At 62.2% G+C, this 14,034-nt stretch carries 12 protein-coding genes; 8 read left to right on the top strand and 4 right to left on the bottom strand.

The features are described 5' to 3' along the window. Window positions 1-157 precede the first annotated feature (157 nt). The 3 genes from M2366_RS16740 to M2366_RS16750 are packed head-to-tail and all read left to right on the top strand — an operon-like array spanning window position 158 to window position 1,532. Window positions 158-301 carry a hypothetical protein gene (locus M2366_RS16740; RefSeq protein ID WP_259270207.1) on the top strand — a complete coding sequence of 48 codons (144 nt, stop codon included), beginning with the start codon at window positions 158-160 and terminating at the stop codon, window positions 299-301. Beyond that, a complete protein-coding gene (locus M2366_RS16745) occupies window positions 298-441 on the top strand; it encodes a hypothetical protein (protein WP_259237492.1) in 144 nt (47 codons plus the stop codon). The genes M2366_RS16740 and M2366_RS16745 overlap by 4 nt, the downstream gene beginning before the upstream one ends. Beyond that, window positions 438-1,532, top strand: a complete 1,095-nt coding sequence (locus M2366_RS16750) for an ABC transporter permease (RefSeq protein WP_259270208.1) — start codon at window positions 438-440, stop codon at window positions 1,530-1,532. The genes M2366_RS16745 and M2366_RS16750 overlap by 4 nt, the downstream gene beginning before the upstream one ends. Before the next feature lie 40 nt (window positions 1,533-1,572). Here M2366_RS16750 and M2366_RS16755 read toward each other — a convergent pair whose 3' ends face one another. After that, window positions 1,573-2,727: a molybdopterin-binding protein gene (locus tag M2366_RS16755; RefSeq protein WP_259270209.1), complete on the bottom strand. Its 1,155-nt coding sequence runs from the start codon at window positions 2,725-2,727 to the stop codon at window positions 1,573-1,575. Window positions 2,728-2,857: 130 nt separating this feature from the next. After that, window positions 2,858-4,096 (bottom strand): DUF3391 domain-containing protein, encoded by a 1,239-nt coding sequence (locus M2366_RS16760; RefSeq protein WP_224431825.1) that lies wholly within the window; start codon window positions 4,094-4,096, stop codon window positions 2,858-2,860. A gap of 142 nt (window positions 4,097-4,238) precedes the next feature. On the opposite strand from M2366_RS16760, the gene metA reads away from it, so the two are divergent. Continuing rightward, window positions 4,239-5,186, top strand: coding sequence for a homoserine O-succinyltransferase (metA, locus tag M2366_RS16765; protein ID WP_042040005.1), 948 nt, complete (start codon window positions 4,239-4,241; stop codon window positions 5,184-5,186). A 95-nt stretch (window positions 5,187-5,281) separates the two neighbouring features. Here the strand turns inward: metA and M2366_RS16770 are convergent, their stop codons facing one another. Then, the gene (locus M2366_RS16770) at window positions 5,282-6,556 is read right to left on the bottom strand and encodes a sodium:proton antiporter (RefSeq protein ID WP_042040004.1); all 1,275 of its coding nucleotides are present in this window, start codon (window positions 6,554-6,556) and stop codon (window positions 5,282-5,284) included. Window positions 6,557-6,757: 201 nt separating this feature from the next. On the opposite strand from M2366_RS16770, the gene metH reads away from it, so the two are divergent. Then, window positions 6,758-10,429, top strand: a complete 3,672-nt coding sequence (gene metH / locus M2366_RS16775) for a methionine synthase (protein ID WP_259270210.1) — start codon at window positions 6,758-6,760, stop codon at window positions 10,427-10,429. Window positions 10,430-10,643: 214 nt separating this feature from the next. Further along, window positions 10,644-11,540, top strand: a complete 897-nt coding sequence (gene rimK / locus M2366_RS16780) for a 30S ribosomal protein S6--L-glutamate ligase (RefSeq protein ID WP_042040002.1) — start codon at window positions 10,644-10,646, stop codon at window positions 11,538-11,540. A 105-nt stretch (window positions 11,541-11,645) separates the two neighbouring features. Here rimK and M2366_RS16785 read toward each other — a convergent pair whose 3' ends face one another. After that, the gene (locus tag M2366_RS16785) at window positions 11,646-13,085 is read right to left on the bottom strand and encodes a RimK family protein (RefSeq protein ID WP_259270211.1); all 1,440 of its coding nucleotides are present in this window, start codon (window positions 13,083-13,085) and stop codon (window positions 11,646-11,648) included. Between the two features lie 186 nt (window positions 13,086-13,271). Between M2366_RS16785 and M2366_RS16790 the strand changes: the two genes are divergently transcribed. Then, complete coding sequence (locus tag M2366_RS16790; protein WP_042040104.1) at window positions 13,272-13,775, top strand: GNAT family N-acetyltransferase; 504 nt, start codon at window positions 13,272-13,274, stop codon at window positions 13,773-13,775. Beyond that, the gene (locus M2366_RS16795) at window positions 13,765-14,004 is read left to right on the top strand and encodes a DUF3624 domain-containing protein (protein WP_042040000.1); all 240 of its coding nucleotides are present in this window, start codon (window positions 13,765-13,767) and stop codon (window positions 14,002-14,004) included. Before M2366_RS16790 ends, M2366_RS16795 begins: the two co-directional genes overlap by 11 nt. The last annotated feature ends 30 nt before the right edge of the window (window positions 14,005-14,034 follow it).

The raw sequence follows: 14,034 nt of genomic DNA on the forward strand, positions 1-14,034 counted from the left end.
ACGACGAGGGTGAAGGCATGATCCGCTGGCTACGGCTATGGGCCATTACCCAGAAGGAGCTGCGTCAGCTCGCCCGGGACAGGCTCACCTTTGGCACCTGGGCGGTGATGAGCCCCTGTTGCCTGAATATCACGGAAGTCACGACGAGGGTGAAGGCATGATCCGCTGGCTACGGCTATGGGCCATTACCCAGAAGGAGCTGCGTCAGCTCGCCCGGGACAGGCTCACCTTTGGCGCCTGGGCGGTGATGAGCTCCTGTTGCCTGAATATCACGGAAGTCACTACGAGGAGGGAGGCATGATCCGTTGGCTGCGGCTATGGGCCATTACCCAGAAGGAGCTGCGTCAGCTCGCCCGGGACAGGCTCACCTTTGGCGTCTGGGCGGTGATGAGCCCCTGTTGCCTGAATATCACGGAAGTCACGACGAGGGTGAGGGCATGACCCGCTGGCTGCGGCTATGGGCCATTACCCAGAAGGAGCTGCGTCAGCTCGCCCGGGACAGGCTCACCTTTGGTATGGTGGTGATGATCCCCCTGATCCAGCTGCTGCTGTTTGGCTATGCCATCAATACCGATGTGCGCCATATCCCGGTTGGTCTGCTCGACATGAGTCGCACGGCGGATGCCCGTCTGTTGGTGGAGGCGGTCAAGGCGACCCAGGTGGTCAGCATCGCGCGCCACTATGAGGGCGTCGACCAGGCTGAATCGGCCCTGACCCGGGGGGAGGTGCGCGCCGTGCTGGTGTTGCCGGCGGATTTGCCGAGGCGGCTCGGTGAGGGGCGCCCCGTGGGGCAGTGGCTGGTCGATGGCTCGGATACCCTGATCGCCAGTGCCCTGCTTGGCCTGCGCAGCATGCCGCTCACCGAGCTGGACGCCCGCCTGACTCAACCTCCGGTCAGTCTGGAGACGGTGCTCTACTTCAACCCCTCGCGCCGCTCGGCCATCAACATAGTGCCGGGTCTGCTCGGGGTCATCCTCACCATGACCATGATCATGTTCACCTCGGCGGCCATAGTGCGCGAGCGGGAGCGGGGCAATCTGGAGCTGCTCATCACCACCCCGGTGACGGCGCTGGAGCTGATGCTCGGCAAGATATTGCCCTACATCGGGGTGGGCCTTGTCCAGGTCGCCATCATATTGGGATTGGGCCACCTCATTTTTGCCGTGCCGATCAACGGGGCCCTGAGTCAGGTGCTGCTGGCCACCCTGCTGTTCATCGCCGCCAGCCTGACCCTGGGGCTGCTCATCTCGACCCTGGCTCAGACCCAGTTGCAGGCGATGCAGATGACGGTGTTCGTACTGCTGCCCTCCATCCTGTTGTCGGGTTTCATGTTTCCCTACGAGGGGATGCCGGTGCCCGCCCAGTGGGTCGCCGAATTGCTGCCCGCCACCCACTTCATGCGCATCATTCGCGGCATAGTGCTACGGGGGGGCGAGCTGGCATCGCTCTGGCAGGATGCCCTCTGGCTAGGGGGCTTCGCCGCCATAGTGCTGCTGCTGGCGGCCCATCGTTTCAAGAAGAGCCTGGATTGAGGTGGTGGAAGAGGACCCCGGATTGCCGGGGTCTGTGGCATCACTCGGGCAGACGCCGGGCGCTGCGGGGCAGGGTGGGATAATCGGCGATAACCGGCAGAGCTGCCTGCTGGCGGCGCAGCATGTCGAGGGCGGCGAAGGCGAGCAGGCGTCGGCCACTGGCGGGATCCGGGTGATTGACCCTGAGGGTCTGCCCCCAATGGCGGCCATCACGAGAGAGCAGCAGGGGCACCCCCTCGGGGCCGGCGCGGCCTATGGTGAGCGCCAGTCCCTGCGCTGGCCCCTCGAGCCGTGCCAGATCCTGGGGCAGATCCTGGCGGTAGCTGGCGCTCACCCCGACCCGATCCCGGCACAGGGCCAGCAGGGCCCCCTGACTGGCCCCTTCAATCAGTTGCAGGGGTTGGTGCTCGTCGAGGCTTGCCAGTATCTGCAACCAGGGAGCCTGATCCCCTCGCCCTACCAGCCAGGGCTGGATCGCCTGGATCAGCCGGGCCTCGGCGATCGCCATGTCTGCCGCACTCGCCCCGTGACCGATCAGCTTGAGCTCGATGAGCGGCATGGCGGAGCGGTAGCCGAGCTCGATCCCGGCGGGCCAGGGGGCGGCATCGAGCTGGTCGCTCAAGGCCGACTCCGAGATGCCGAAGCTGTAGAAGCGGCGCAGCTCGGTGTCCCGGGCACTTCCCGCACCGCGTAGCCGTGGCACTATCTGCTCGCGCACCATCTGCTTGAATTCGAAAGGCACCCCTGGGGTAAAGAAGAGTCGGCTCTGGCCATGGCGGACCAGGAAGCCGCAGGCGGTGCCGACCGGGTTATCGAGAATCTCGCTGCCCCCTGGCAACCAGGCCTGTTTGGCGTTGCTGGCAGGCATGGGGCGACCCCGGCTGGCATAGCGCGCCTTGATGACCTCGAGCCAGTCAGGGTAGAGCGCCAGCGGCGCGTCAAAGGCTTCGGCGGCGGCTTGCGCGGTCAGATCGTCGGCAGTGGGCCCCAAACCACCACAGACCAGCACCAGCTCGGCGCGGGCCGCGCATTCGCGCAGCAGGCTCACCAGGTCGGCCATGTTATCGCCCACCGTATGGCGGCGCCGCACCTGCCACCCCTGTTCGAGCAGCAGGGCGCTGAGCCAGGCGGCATTGGTGTCCACCACCAGGCCGGTCACTATCTCGTCCCCGGTGCTGATTATCTCTATGTGCATGACAGATTCCTGATGAGGCTGGTTTAACGTGGGGGGCGGCCAGCTTGCCGTGTCGTCGGGACAGGGCGCCAGGCAGCATGGGATTGTAGCGGCCCCACGGGAAGATTATCCAGAGGATCCATCCCGGCCACTATTTCGGTTTGGGGTCGAAGTAGTAGCTGATGCGAGTGCGCGGGTTCAGGTATTCAAACACGGCGGGGGGGAGGCGCTTGGGGTGGATCACCTTGGCGATGGTGAGTCCGACCTGGCTCAGATCGATGATGGCCGCCTCCTGACGTGGAATGCCCGGGTCATAGAGCAGTACGCTCGGATAGAGCAGGCTGCTGCCCTTGATGGCGATGACCAAGCCAATCTGGCCATTGGATAGCTGTACCACGCTGCCCGGAGGATAGATGCCGAGCAGGCGGATCAGCAGGGCCAGATAGTCGGGGTTGAATTGGCCCTTGCGCTGCTTGTAGAGGCTGGAGAGGGCAGAGAAAGGCACCTTGGCATGGCGGTGGCAGAGATTGTCATATTCATTGATCAGGGAAACGAGCTGGGTCAGAGGATCGAGCTGGCTGGCCTTGAGTCCCAGGGGCCCGCTGCCATCCAGGTACTCGTGATGGTGCAGCACTATGCCCTTGGCCTCCTCGGGAAAGGATGGGGTCAGGTTGACAAGGCTGAGGCCATAGCGGCCATGTTGCGCCAGCAGGTTTTGCTCCGGCTTGGTCAGTGGCTCGCGTTTACGCACTATCTGGCTCGGGATCTTCAGCTTGCCGATGTCATGGAAGAGGGCGCCCATGCCGACCTGGCTTATCTGTTCAGCCCCCAGATTGCACTCCTTGGCCAGCATCATGCTCAGCACGCTGACGTTGAGGGAGTGGTAGTAGAGCTGGTCGTCCACGTCACCCTCGGCCATCAGGTGCAGCACCAGATCGTCCGCCGCCAGCAGTTGCCTGGTGATGGCATCGATGAGATCTTTCGCCTCGGTGATGGCATTGAGCGGACGGGCCTGCACCTTGCCCATCAGGCTGCGTACCTGGCTCAGAGAGTGCTGAAACTGCTTGTCGCACTGCTGTACGTCATGGCGGTATTGCTGCAACCGGGCGATGCGCTCCTCTTTATCCTGCTGCATCGCCTCTTGTTGGCTGCTCCGCTCTGACATTGGGATCTCAACGGGGGCGACACTATCCGGAGGCAGAGGCGGGCTGTCGCTCTTGTCGGGGAACAGGGTGACCTGTTGCAAGCCGAGTCGACGGATCAGCGCTATCTCTTCCTCACTCTTTATCTTGAAACTGGAAAACAGGAAAGGGTGCTCACGCCAGCCCAGAGGCAGGGAGACATAGTTGCCGACTTGCAGCCTGTCTACTGAAATGGTGATGCCAGCCATGGTGCTCGGAATGAGGGGCGCTTGAGCCGTATGCTAGTCAATGGCAGGGGTGAACACAAAGGTATCTGATGACAGCTCGGGTGCTTTATTATAGGCTTCTAGATGTCCAGACATTCTTACCGATGCAGTACAGGGAGTCAGCATGCCCATCAAGATCCCGGATCAGTTGCCCGCCGCCGAAGTATTGGGGCAGGAGAACATCTTCGTCATGACGGAATCCCGGGCCGTCACCCAGAACATACGCCCGCTGCGGGTGCTTATTCTCAATCTGATGCCCAAGAAGATAGAGACGGAGATCCAGCTGATGCGGATGCTCTCCAACTCGCCCTTGCAGGTAGACGTCGATCTGCTGCGCATAGACGATCGGGAGTCGAAGAACACGCCCCAGGCGCATCTGGAAAACTTCTATCACGATTTTGAGCAGGTGCGTGGCAACAACTACGACGGCATGATCATCACCGGGGCCCCCCTGGGGCGGGTGGAGTTTGAAGAGGTCATCTACTGGGACAAGGTGGTCGAGATCATCGAGTGGTCCCACGAACATGTTACCTCCACCCTCTTCCTGTGCTGGGCCGTGCAGGCGGCGCTCAAGGCGCTCTATGGCATGGACAAGCAGACCCATGGCGAGAAGCTGTCCGGCATCTATCGCCACCACCGGCTGGATGAGAACGAGCCGCTGCTGCGCGGCTTTGATGACGACTTCGTGGCGCCCCACTCCCGTTATGCCGCCTTCGATGGCGATCTCATCCGCGCCCATACCGACCTGCAGATCTTTGCCGAGTCCGAGGAGGCTGGCGTCTATCTCGCCGCGACCAAGGATTGCCGCCAGGTGTTCGTCACCGGCCACCCCGAATATGACGTGCTGACCCTGGATGGGGAGTACAAACGGGATCTCGAGGCGGGACTCGAGCCCATGGTGCCGGTCAACTACTACCCCGACAATGACCCGGCCAAGCCGCCGCGCGCCAGCTGGCGCAGCCATGGTCACCTGCTGTTTGCCAACTGGCTCAACTACTACGTCTACCAGCTCACCAGTTATCGCCTGGAAGATATCGGCAAGGTGTTCACCTACGAGAAGCCCCGCAACTGAGGGTGACTTGCCGTCTCTCCCCCATGAAAAAGCCGCTCAATGAGCGGCTTTTTTGGCCTTGCAGGGCGGTCTGAGTGCAACCTTTATCAGTCAGCTCAGTAATCGCCGTGGGCCCGCTTGGCTTTTTCGATCATGGGGGTGATGGTCATCCCCTGGATCACGATGGAGAACATGACCACGGCATAGGTCATGATCAGTATCACTTCGCGCAAGTCCACCCCTGAGGGGAGCATCATGGTGTCGGTTGGCAATGCCAGCGCCATCGCCATGGCCAGGCCGCCCCGCAGGCCGCCCCAGGTCAGGATGCGGATGGAGAAGGTGTTGTAGCTGCGGAACTTGCGAAACGCCACATAGGGCAGGGAGACGCTGATGAAACGCGCAGCCAGGCAGAGTGGAATGGCGATGATGGGCAACAGCCAGAACTCCCAGCCGATATCGAGCAACACTATCGCCAGACCGATCAGCAGGAACAGCAAGGCATTGAGGAACTGATCCATCAACTCCCAGAAGTGATCCAGATAGTGCTTGCTCTGTTCGGAGAAGCCGGTGTGACGAGTCCAGTTGCCGATCATGATACCGGTGACCACCATGGCCAGGGCACCGGAGACACCCATGATGTTGGCCAGGGCAAAACCGGCAGTCGGGATGCAGAGGGTGAGCAACAGTTCGAGGGAACCATCATCGGTGGCGCTGATCATGACGTGGGCCAACAGGCCAAGCAGCAGACCGAACAGTATGCCGCCGACGGCCTCATGCATGAAGACGGAAGCCACCCCCGAGAAGGTGGGCTCGCTGCCGCCAAAGGCCACGGCAAAGACGGTGACGAAGATCACCAGACCCACACCGTCGTTGAACAGGGATTCCCCTTCGATCTGGATGGCGATCTGGGGTGGCGCCTTGAGCTTCTTGACGATGGCCAGCACGGCGATAGGGTCGGTGGGGGAGATGAGTGCCCCGAACAACATGCAGTAGATGAAAGGAATTTCCCAGCCCAGCAGCGCCGAGATGCCCCAGAAGCCGTAGCCGATGAGGAAGGTCGACAGCAGGGTGGAGAAGAGGGCGAGAATGGTGATTTCCCACTTCTGATCCCGCAGTGCTGGCAGGTTGATCCCTATCCCGCCTGCAAACAGCAGGAAGCCCAGTATCCCCTTGAGCAGGAAGTCCTGGAAGTTGATGCTCTCCATGGTGGAGACGGCAAGGGGTTCCAGATTGAACCAACCCAGCTTGCCGAACATGACCATCAACAAGGAGATCAGCATGGAGCCCGCCGTGATGGCGATGGTGGTCTGGATTTTGAGGACATATTGGTTGGCGAAGGCGATAAGAATCGCCAATGCTGCCAAGAAGCAGAGAGTGTAGTAGACGCTCATAGTTATTTTTCTCGTTGGAGTTACAGCAAGCACGAGTCCCTATAGGACGGGCATAGGGTACTCTGTGGTGATAGTTTACTCACTACCTACTTTTGGGTATCGAGACGAAAGTTTTAGACAGATAGACGGCTAGATTTCCATTTTTTTCCTTTGCTGTTAGGATGAAGCCACGCAGTTGCATGGATGTAAGAGGGAAGAGCGGTGTCGATAAATAACAAGAGTCTACAGGCCTGTCTGGCGCAGAGGATCCTGATCATAGATGGCGCCATGGGTACCATGATCCAGGGTTACAAGCTGGGAGAAGCGGATTACCGGGGCGAGCGCTTCGCCGACTGGCATACCGACATCAAGGGCAATAATGACCTGTTGGTGCTCAGCCAGCCCCAGATCATTCGTGAGATCCACGATCAATATTGCGCCGCCGGGGCCGACATCCTCGAGACCAACACCTTCAACGCCACCCCCATCGCCATGGCCGATTACGAGATGGAAGCCCTCTCGGCGGAGATCAACCTGGAAGCGGCCCGTCTGGCCCGCGCCGTCGCCGATGAGTGGACGGCCAAGGACCCGACCAAGCCGCGCTTCGTGGCGGGGGTGCTGGGCCCCACCAACCGCACCGCCTCCATCTCGCCGGACGTGAACGATCCCGGCAAACGCAACGTCACCTATGACCAGCTGGTGGCCGCCTACACCGAATCGACCCACGCCCTGATCGAGGGCGGCGCCGACATCATTCTGATCGAGACCATCTTCGACACCCTCAACGCCAAGGCGGCCGCCTTCGCGGTGGAAGGGGTGTTCGAAGAGCTGGGCTATGCCCTGCCGGTGATGATCTCCGGCACCATCACCGATGCCTCCGGCCGCACCCTCTCCGGCCAGACCACCGAAGCCTTCTACCACTCCCTGCGCCATGTCAAACCGCTGTCGTTTGGCCTCAACTGCGCGCTCGGCCCGGACGAGTTGCGGGAATATGTGGCTGAGCTGTCGCGGATCAGCGAGAGCCATGTCAGCGCCCACCCCAACGCCGGTCTGCCCAATGCCTTCGGCGAGTACGATCTGGATGCCGATGAGATGGCGGCCCATATCCGCGAGTGGGCCCAGAGCGGCTTCCTCAATCTGGTGGGGGGCTGCTGTGGCACCACCCCGACCCACATTCGCGCCATGAGCGAGGCGGTGGCGGGCATCAAGCCGCGCGCCCTGCCCGAACTGCCGGTGGCCTGCCGTCTGTCGGGGCTGGAGCCGCTGATCATCACCGCGGAGTCCATGTTCGTGAACGTGGGGGAGCGCACCAACGTCACCGGGTCGGCCAAGTTCAAGCGACTGATTAAAGAGGGGCTCTACGACGAGGCCCTCGATGTGGCCAAGCAGCAGGTCATGAGCGGCGCCCAGATCATCGACATCAACATGGACGAGGGGATGCTGGACGCCGAGGCGGCCATGGTGCGCTTCCTCAACCTCATCGCCGGCGAGCCGGACATCGCCCGGGTGCCGGTGATGATCGACTCCTCCAAGTGGGAGGTGCTGGAGGCGGGGCTCAAGTGCGTGCAGGGCAAGCCGGTGGTCAACTCCATCTCCATGAAGGAGGGGGAGGAGAAGTTCATCGAGCAGGCCAAGCTGCTGCGTCGCTACGGCGCCGCCGTCATCGTCATGGCGTTCGACGAGCAGGGTCAGGCCGATACCCGGGCCCGCAAGTTCGAGATCTGCCAGCGCGCCTACCGGGTGCTGGTGGACAAGGTCGGCTTCCCGCCGGAAGACATCATCTTCGATCCCAACATCTTCGCCATCGCCACCGGCATCGACGAGCACAACAACTACGCGGTGGACTTCATCGAGGCGGTGAAGGACATCAAGGATAATTTGCCCCACGCCATGATCTCCGGCGGCGTCTCCAACGTCTCCTTCTCGTTTCGGGGCAACGAGCCGGTGCGGGAAGCCATCCACGCGGTCTTCCTCTACCACGCCATCCAGAACGGCATGGACATGGGCATCGTCAACGCCGGTCAGCTCGCCATCTATGAAGACATTCCGGCGGAGTTGAAAGAGAAAGTGATCGCCGTGGTGCTCAACCTCAACGACAACGCCACCGAGGATCTGCTGGCCATCGCCGAGAAGTATCGCGGTGCCGGCGCCCAGGCCGAGGATCCCCGGGATCAGGAGTGGCGCAGCTGGCCGGTGGGCAAGCGGCTGGAGCATGCCCTGGTCAAGGGGATCACCGACTTCATCGAAGAGGATACCGAAGAGGCGCGGGCCGGGGCCGAGAAGCCGCTGCACGTGATCGAAGGGCCGCTGATGGATGGCATGAACGTGGTCGGCGACCTGTTTGGCGCGGGCAAGATGTTCCTGCCCCAGGTGGTCAAGTCTGCCCGGGTGATGAAGCGGGCGGTCGCCTACCTGCAACCCTATATAGAGGCGGAAAAGTCGGGAGGGTCGAGCAACGGCAAGATAGTGATGGCCACCGTCAAGGGGGACGTGCACGACATCGGCAAGAACATCGTCGGGGTGGTGCTGCAGTGCAACAACTACGAGATCGTCGATCTCGGGGTTATGGTCTCCTGCGAGAAGATCCTCAAAACCGCCCGGGAAGTGAATGCCGACATGATCGGATTGTCCGGCCTCATCACCCCGTCCCTCGACGAGATGGTGCACGTGGCCAAGGAGATGGAGCGTCAGGGCTTCAAGCTGCCGCTGCTGATCGGCGGTGCCACCACCTCCAAGGCCCACACAGCGGTGAAGATAGAGCAGAACTACTCCGAGCCCGTGGTCTATGTGTCGAACGCCTCCCGGGCGGTCGGGGTGGCCCAGAGTTTGCTCAACCCCGAGCTCAAACCCGCCTTCGTCGCCCGCATCGACAAGGAGTACGAAATCGCCCGGGAGCAGCATGCCCGCAAGCAGCCGAGATCCAAGCCGGTCAGCCTGGCCCACGCCCGCGCCAACCGCCAGCAGCTGGACTGGGTGAACTATCAGCCCCCCGCCCCCCGCGAGCCTGGGGTACAAAAATTCGAGAACATTGCCATCTCGGTGCTGCGCCCCTACATCGACTGGACGCCGTTTTTCCTGAGCTGGGAGCTGGCGGGCAAGTATCCCCGCATCCTGGAAGATGAGGTGATAGGCGAGGAGGCGACCAAGCTGTTCGCCGAGGCCAACGCCATGCTGGATCTGCTCGAGCGTGATCAGAGCGTGCGTTGCGCCGGCATCATAGGGCTGTTCCCGGCCAACCGGGTCGGCGACAGCATCGAGGTCTATAGCGATGAGTCACGCAGCGAGGTGCGCAAGGTGTTGCATCACCTGCGTCAGCAGAGCGAGAAGCAGGGCTTCCCCAACTACTGCCTGGCGGACTATGTGGCACCCAAGGAGAGCGGCAAGCCGGACTGGATCGGTGCCTTCGCGGTGACCGGTGGCATAGGGGAAGAGGCCATCGCCAACGCCTACAAGGCGCAGCATGATGATTTCAATGCCATTCTGGTGCAGGCGGTGTGTGACCGCCTGGCCGAAGCCTTTGCCGAATACCTGCACGAGCAGGTGCGCAAGGTGCATTGGGGTTATGCCGCGGACGAGGCGCTCAGCAAGGAGGATCTCATTCGCGAGAACTATCAGGGCATACGGCCAGCCCCTGGCTATCCGGCCTGCCCCGAGCACACCGAGAAGGGCAGCATCTGGGAGCTGCTGGATGTAGAGCAGGCGATCGGCATGCAGCTGACCGAATCCTACGCCATGTGGCCGGGTGCCGCGGTATCGGGCTGGTACTTCTCCCACCCGCAAGCCAAGTACTTCGCGGTGGCGCAGATCCAGCAAGATCAGGTCGAGGATTATGCCATGCGCAAGGGCATGAGCCTGGCCGAGGCCGAGCGCTGGCTGGGGCCCAACCTGGGTTGAGGCGCGGTTCGGCCCGACTGGCCATAGGCCCATGAAAACGGCGGCCCCACTCTGGAGCCGCCGTTTTACATCTGGATGACAGAGACCGAGTTTTTGCACTTTTTGTGTGGATTGTCTTGTTGTCAGGATAAACGATTGGCGTTGTCATAGGGCTGTGGCACCTTATACTCTCCCGCCCTATCCTGCCCAGGCACTGCCTCCTAGCGGAACTTTCATGAAGATTGCTATTTTATCCCGTGAGCCTAGAAACTACTCCACTCGCCGTCTGGTCGAGGTGGCTCGTGCCCGTGGTCATGAGGTCGAGGTGCTCGACACCCTGCGCTGCTACATGAATATCGCTTCCCATAATCCCTCCATCCATTATGAAGGGGTGGAGCTTGGCAATTACGATGCGGTGATCCCGCGCATTGGCGCCAGCATCACCTTCTACGGCACCGCAGTGCTGCGCCAGTTCGAGATGATGAGCACCATGGCCCTCAACAGCTCGGTGGCCATCTCCCGCTCCCGGGATAAATTGCGTGCCATGCAACTGTTGTCGCGCCACGGCATCGGCCTGCCGGTGACAGGTTATGCCCACAGCACTCATGATGTGCCGGATCTCATCAAGATGGTGGGGGGCGCCCCCCTGGTGGTGAAGCTGCTGGAGGGTACCCAAGGGATAGGGGTGGTGCTGTGCGAGACCCAAAAGGCCGCCGAGAGCGTGATCGAAGCCTTCATCCAGACCAATAACAATATTCTGGTGCAGGAGTTTATCCGCGAGGCCGATGGGGCCGACATTCGCTGCCTGGTGGTCAATGGCAAGGTGGTGGCCGCCATGCGTCGTCAGGCGCAGCCGGGGGAGTTTCGCTCCAACCTGCATCGCGGCGGCACGGCCGAGGCCATCAAGATCACCCCGGAAGAGCGGGCGACGGCGGTGCAGGCCGCCAAGATCATGGGACTGGACGTGGCCGGTGTCGACATTCTGCGCAGCGCCCGCGGCCCGCTGGTGCTGGAGGTGAACTCCTCCCCCGGCCTGCAAGGGGTGGAAGCGGCCTCCGGCAAGGATGTGGCGGGCAAGATCATCGAGTATCTGGAGCTCAAGGCGAGTCGCAAACACAAGCCGGCGGAGTAAGTGCCCCAGCTGACACCTGCAATGGGTCAGCGGGACTGAATAGCAGAGGGGAGCCAGGGCTCCCCTCTGTCATATCCGGTGCGGGGCAGAGGCACCAGGGTGGGCTCATGTCAGGGCCTGCTGCCCCCGGTTTTCAAGGCGCTCGCGAAATGCCAGGGCCAGCCTATCGTAGAGATCCGGCGCCTCTTTATCCTCGATGTCGCCGCGGATCCAGGGGTTGTCGATGATCTCGAGCAACACACAGCCCTGCCCCTGTTGACGCAGATCCACGCCAAACAGGCCGTTGCCGAGCTGATGCACGGCCCGGCGCGCCATCTGCAATACCCGCTCCGGCACCTCGTTCATCGCTATCGCCTCGATCCGGCTCATGTCGAGGGGGTGCTTGCGGCGGCGGATTCGGTTGCCGGGTTCGGGACGGTAGCGGCGGCAGGCAAACAGGGGGGAGCCGTCGAGAAAGCCGATGCGCCAGTCAAACTCGGCCGGGATCCGGCTCTGCACCAGCAGCAGGGCGGAGCGGCTCAAGCCCTCCTCCAGCAGACGGGCGAGCTGCGGCTCGTCACTGGCCATGGCCAGATCCCGTCCCTGAGCGCCGTCCGGGATCTTCACCATCAAAGGCAGGCCGAGCCGCTGCACCAGCTCCTCGACCTGATGGCGACCGCGCCGGGTGACCACCATGGTCGGGGGCATGGCCACGCCGCTGCGCACCATCAATTCATAGAGATAGAGCTTGTTGCTGCAGGCGAGAATGGCGCGGGAGCTGTCGATGACCGGCATTTTGAGCTGCTCGGCACGACGGGCAAACTCGAAGGTGTAGTGGCCGACGGCGGTTTCGGATCTCAGCCAGAGGCTGTCGAATTCAGGCAGTCGCTCGATGGCATTGGGGGTCAGGAGCTCGGCGTGGATCCCCTGCACGGCAGCGGCCCGGATGAAGCGAGCCAGGGCGAGATCATCGCTGCTGGCGCGACCATCGCCAGGATCGGCCAAGATGGCGAGCTGGTAGCGCGGTGTGCTGGGTTCGGCCCGATCGCCGACCAGGGATTGGACATGACTCAACATCAGGGCGCGCTCCCCCTCGCCAAGGGCGAGGGGTGACAGGCTCTGCTGCTGGCGCACCGACCAGCCGTGGCGGCCGCGTTTCAGGGTCAGCTCCTGGAGCGGCAGCTGGCTCAGGCCATAGTAGTAGCGAGCCAGCCCCGCCAGCGCCTCTTGCTCGCATTGTCCGAAGATGGCGCGCACCCGGATCCTGTCTTCATTCTGCTGGGCCAGCCAGCATTGCAGCTTGCGCCACAGCTTGGCGGGGGGCTGCTGGGGTTGCAGCACACTGATGGCCTGCAGCCCGGGCAGACAGTGGTGGCCACGGGCCTGGGCCAGCAGTGAGCAGTAGTAGCCAGCGCTCAGGTGATCCAGGCTGCGGCAGAGGTTGATGATGCGACCGCGTCCCCCGGTAGTGGGCAGGCCATGTTGCAGATAGGAACGGGCAGTCAGCAGATAATCGCCGTGACAGGGCCAGTCCCCCGGCTCCTCGACGATGACATAGGTACTCATATTTTCGGCTCCAGGGATCGGACTGCCGGTATGGCAGTATCCCCGGTGGGCTTCGATGCACCGACAGCACGACCATGGCGCGAGGGGGGACAAGAGGTTAGAGTGCCTAATATGACGCTTTGGTAACTTGTGATACAAGTCGCATTTCTGGTGCTGAAGATAAATAACTCAAACGAGGACTTCCCTGTGTTGACCCTGCGCGCCGCCCTTCCCGATGATCTGGGCGCCATCGTAAAACTGGAGCGTTACTGCTTCCCACCCGAGGTCGCCTTTGGCCGCAATCGCTGGCACTATCTGCTCGGTCATGCCAAGGGGCGCACCCTGCTGCTGCACGATACCAAGGGCCAGCTGATGGGCTATCTCTGCCTGCTGGAACACAAAGGCTGGGATCGACTGGTGATCCAGACCCTGGCCATTCATTGGCGGATGCGGCGCCAGGGCTGGGCCCGTCGTCTGCTTGAGCAGGTGATCGCCAAAGGCAAGGCCCAGGGATGGGGGGCCATCCGGCTCGAAGTGGCCGATGGCAACGATGAGGCGCTGCCTCTCTATCAGCGGCTCGGCTTCAAGGCCCAGCAACGACTGCCCGATTATTACGGCCGGGATCAGCATGCCCATCGACTGGTGCTGCGACTGCGTGAACCCAAAAGGGCGGGCGCTGTCGCCATCCCGGATTATCTCCGTGAGCTGTGAGGCCTGTCTCGCGACTGCGATCCGCGCCAAGCTGGGCCGTTGCCCGGTCTGCGCCATCCAGACCCTGGTCATCGGCCTGATGGGGTGGGCCGCCTGGTGGTGGCTGGGGGCAGACCGCTCGGTTCATGCCTTGACGGCCCTGCTGTTCGGACTCGCCGGTTCGTTGCTGTTTGCGCTGCACCTGCTGGTTTTTATCTGGCGCAAGGTCGGGGGACGCGAGCTCGACTGACACATCTCAAGAGATGAGAATCTTCGATAA

Source organism: Aeromonas sp. BIGb0405, from assembly GCF_024807335.1.
GTDB classification, from domain to species: domain Bacteria; phylum Pseudomonadota; class Gammaproteobacteria; order Enterobacterales; family Aeromonadaceae; genus Aeromonas; species Aeromonas rivuli.

Excerpts from the sequence above, each read along its gene's own strand:
- M2366_RS16740 (WP_259270207.1), top strand. The coding sequence starts at position 158 with ATGATCCGCTGGCTACGGCTATGGGCCATTACCCAGAAGGAGCTGCGT.
- M2366_RS16745 (WP_259237492.1), top strand. The coding sequence starts at position 298 with ATGATCCGTTGGCTGCGGCTATGGGCCATTACCCAGAAGGAGCTGCGT.
- M2366_RS16750 (WP_259270208.1), top strand. The coding sequence starts at position 438 with ATGACCCGCTGGCTGCGGCTATGGGCCATTACCCAGAAGGAGCTGCGT.
- M2366_RS16755 (WP_259270209.1), bottom strand. The coding sequence starts at position 2,727 with ATGCACATAGAGATAATCAGCACCGGGGACGAGATAGTGACCGGCCTG.
- M2366_RS16760 (WP_224431825.1), bottom strand. The coding sequence starts at position 4,096 with ATGGCTGGCATCACCATTTCAGTAGACAGGCTGCAAGTCGGCAACTAT.
- metA (WP_042040005.1), top strand. The coding sequence starts at position 4,239 with ATGCCCATCAAGATCCCGGATCAGTTGCCCGCCGCCGAAGTATTGGGG.
- M2366_RS16770 (WP_042040004.1), bottom strand. The coding sequence starts at position 6,556 with ATGAGCGTCTACTACACTCTCTGCTTCTTGGCAGCATTGGCGATTCTT.
- rimK (WP_042040002.1), top strand. The coding sequence starts at position 10,644 with ATGAAGATTGCTATTTTATCCCGTGAGCCTAGAAACTACTCCACTCGC.
- M2366_RS16785 (WP_259270211.1), bottom strand. The coding sequence starts at position 13,085 with ATGAGTACCTATGTCATCGTCGAGGAGCCGGGGGACTGGCCCTGTCAC.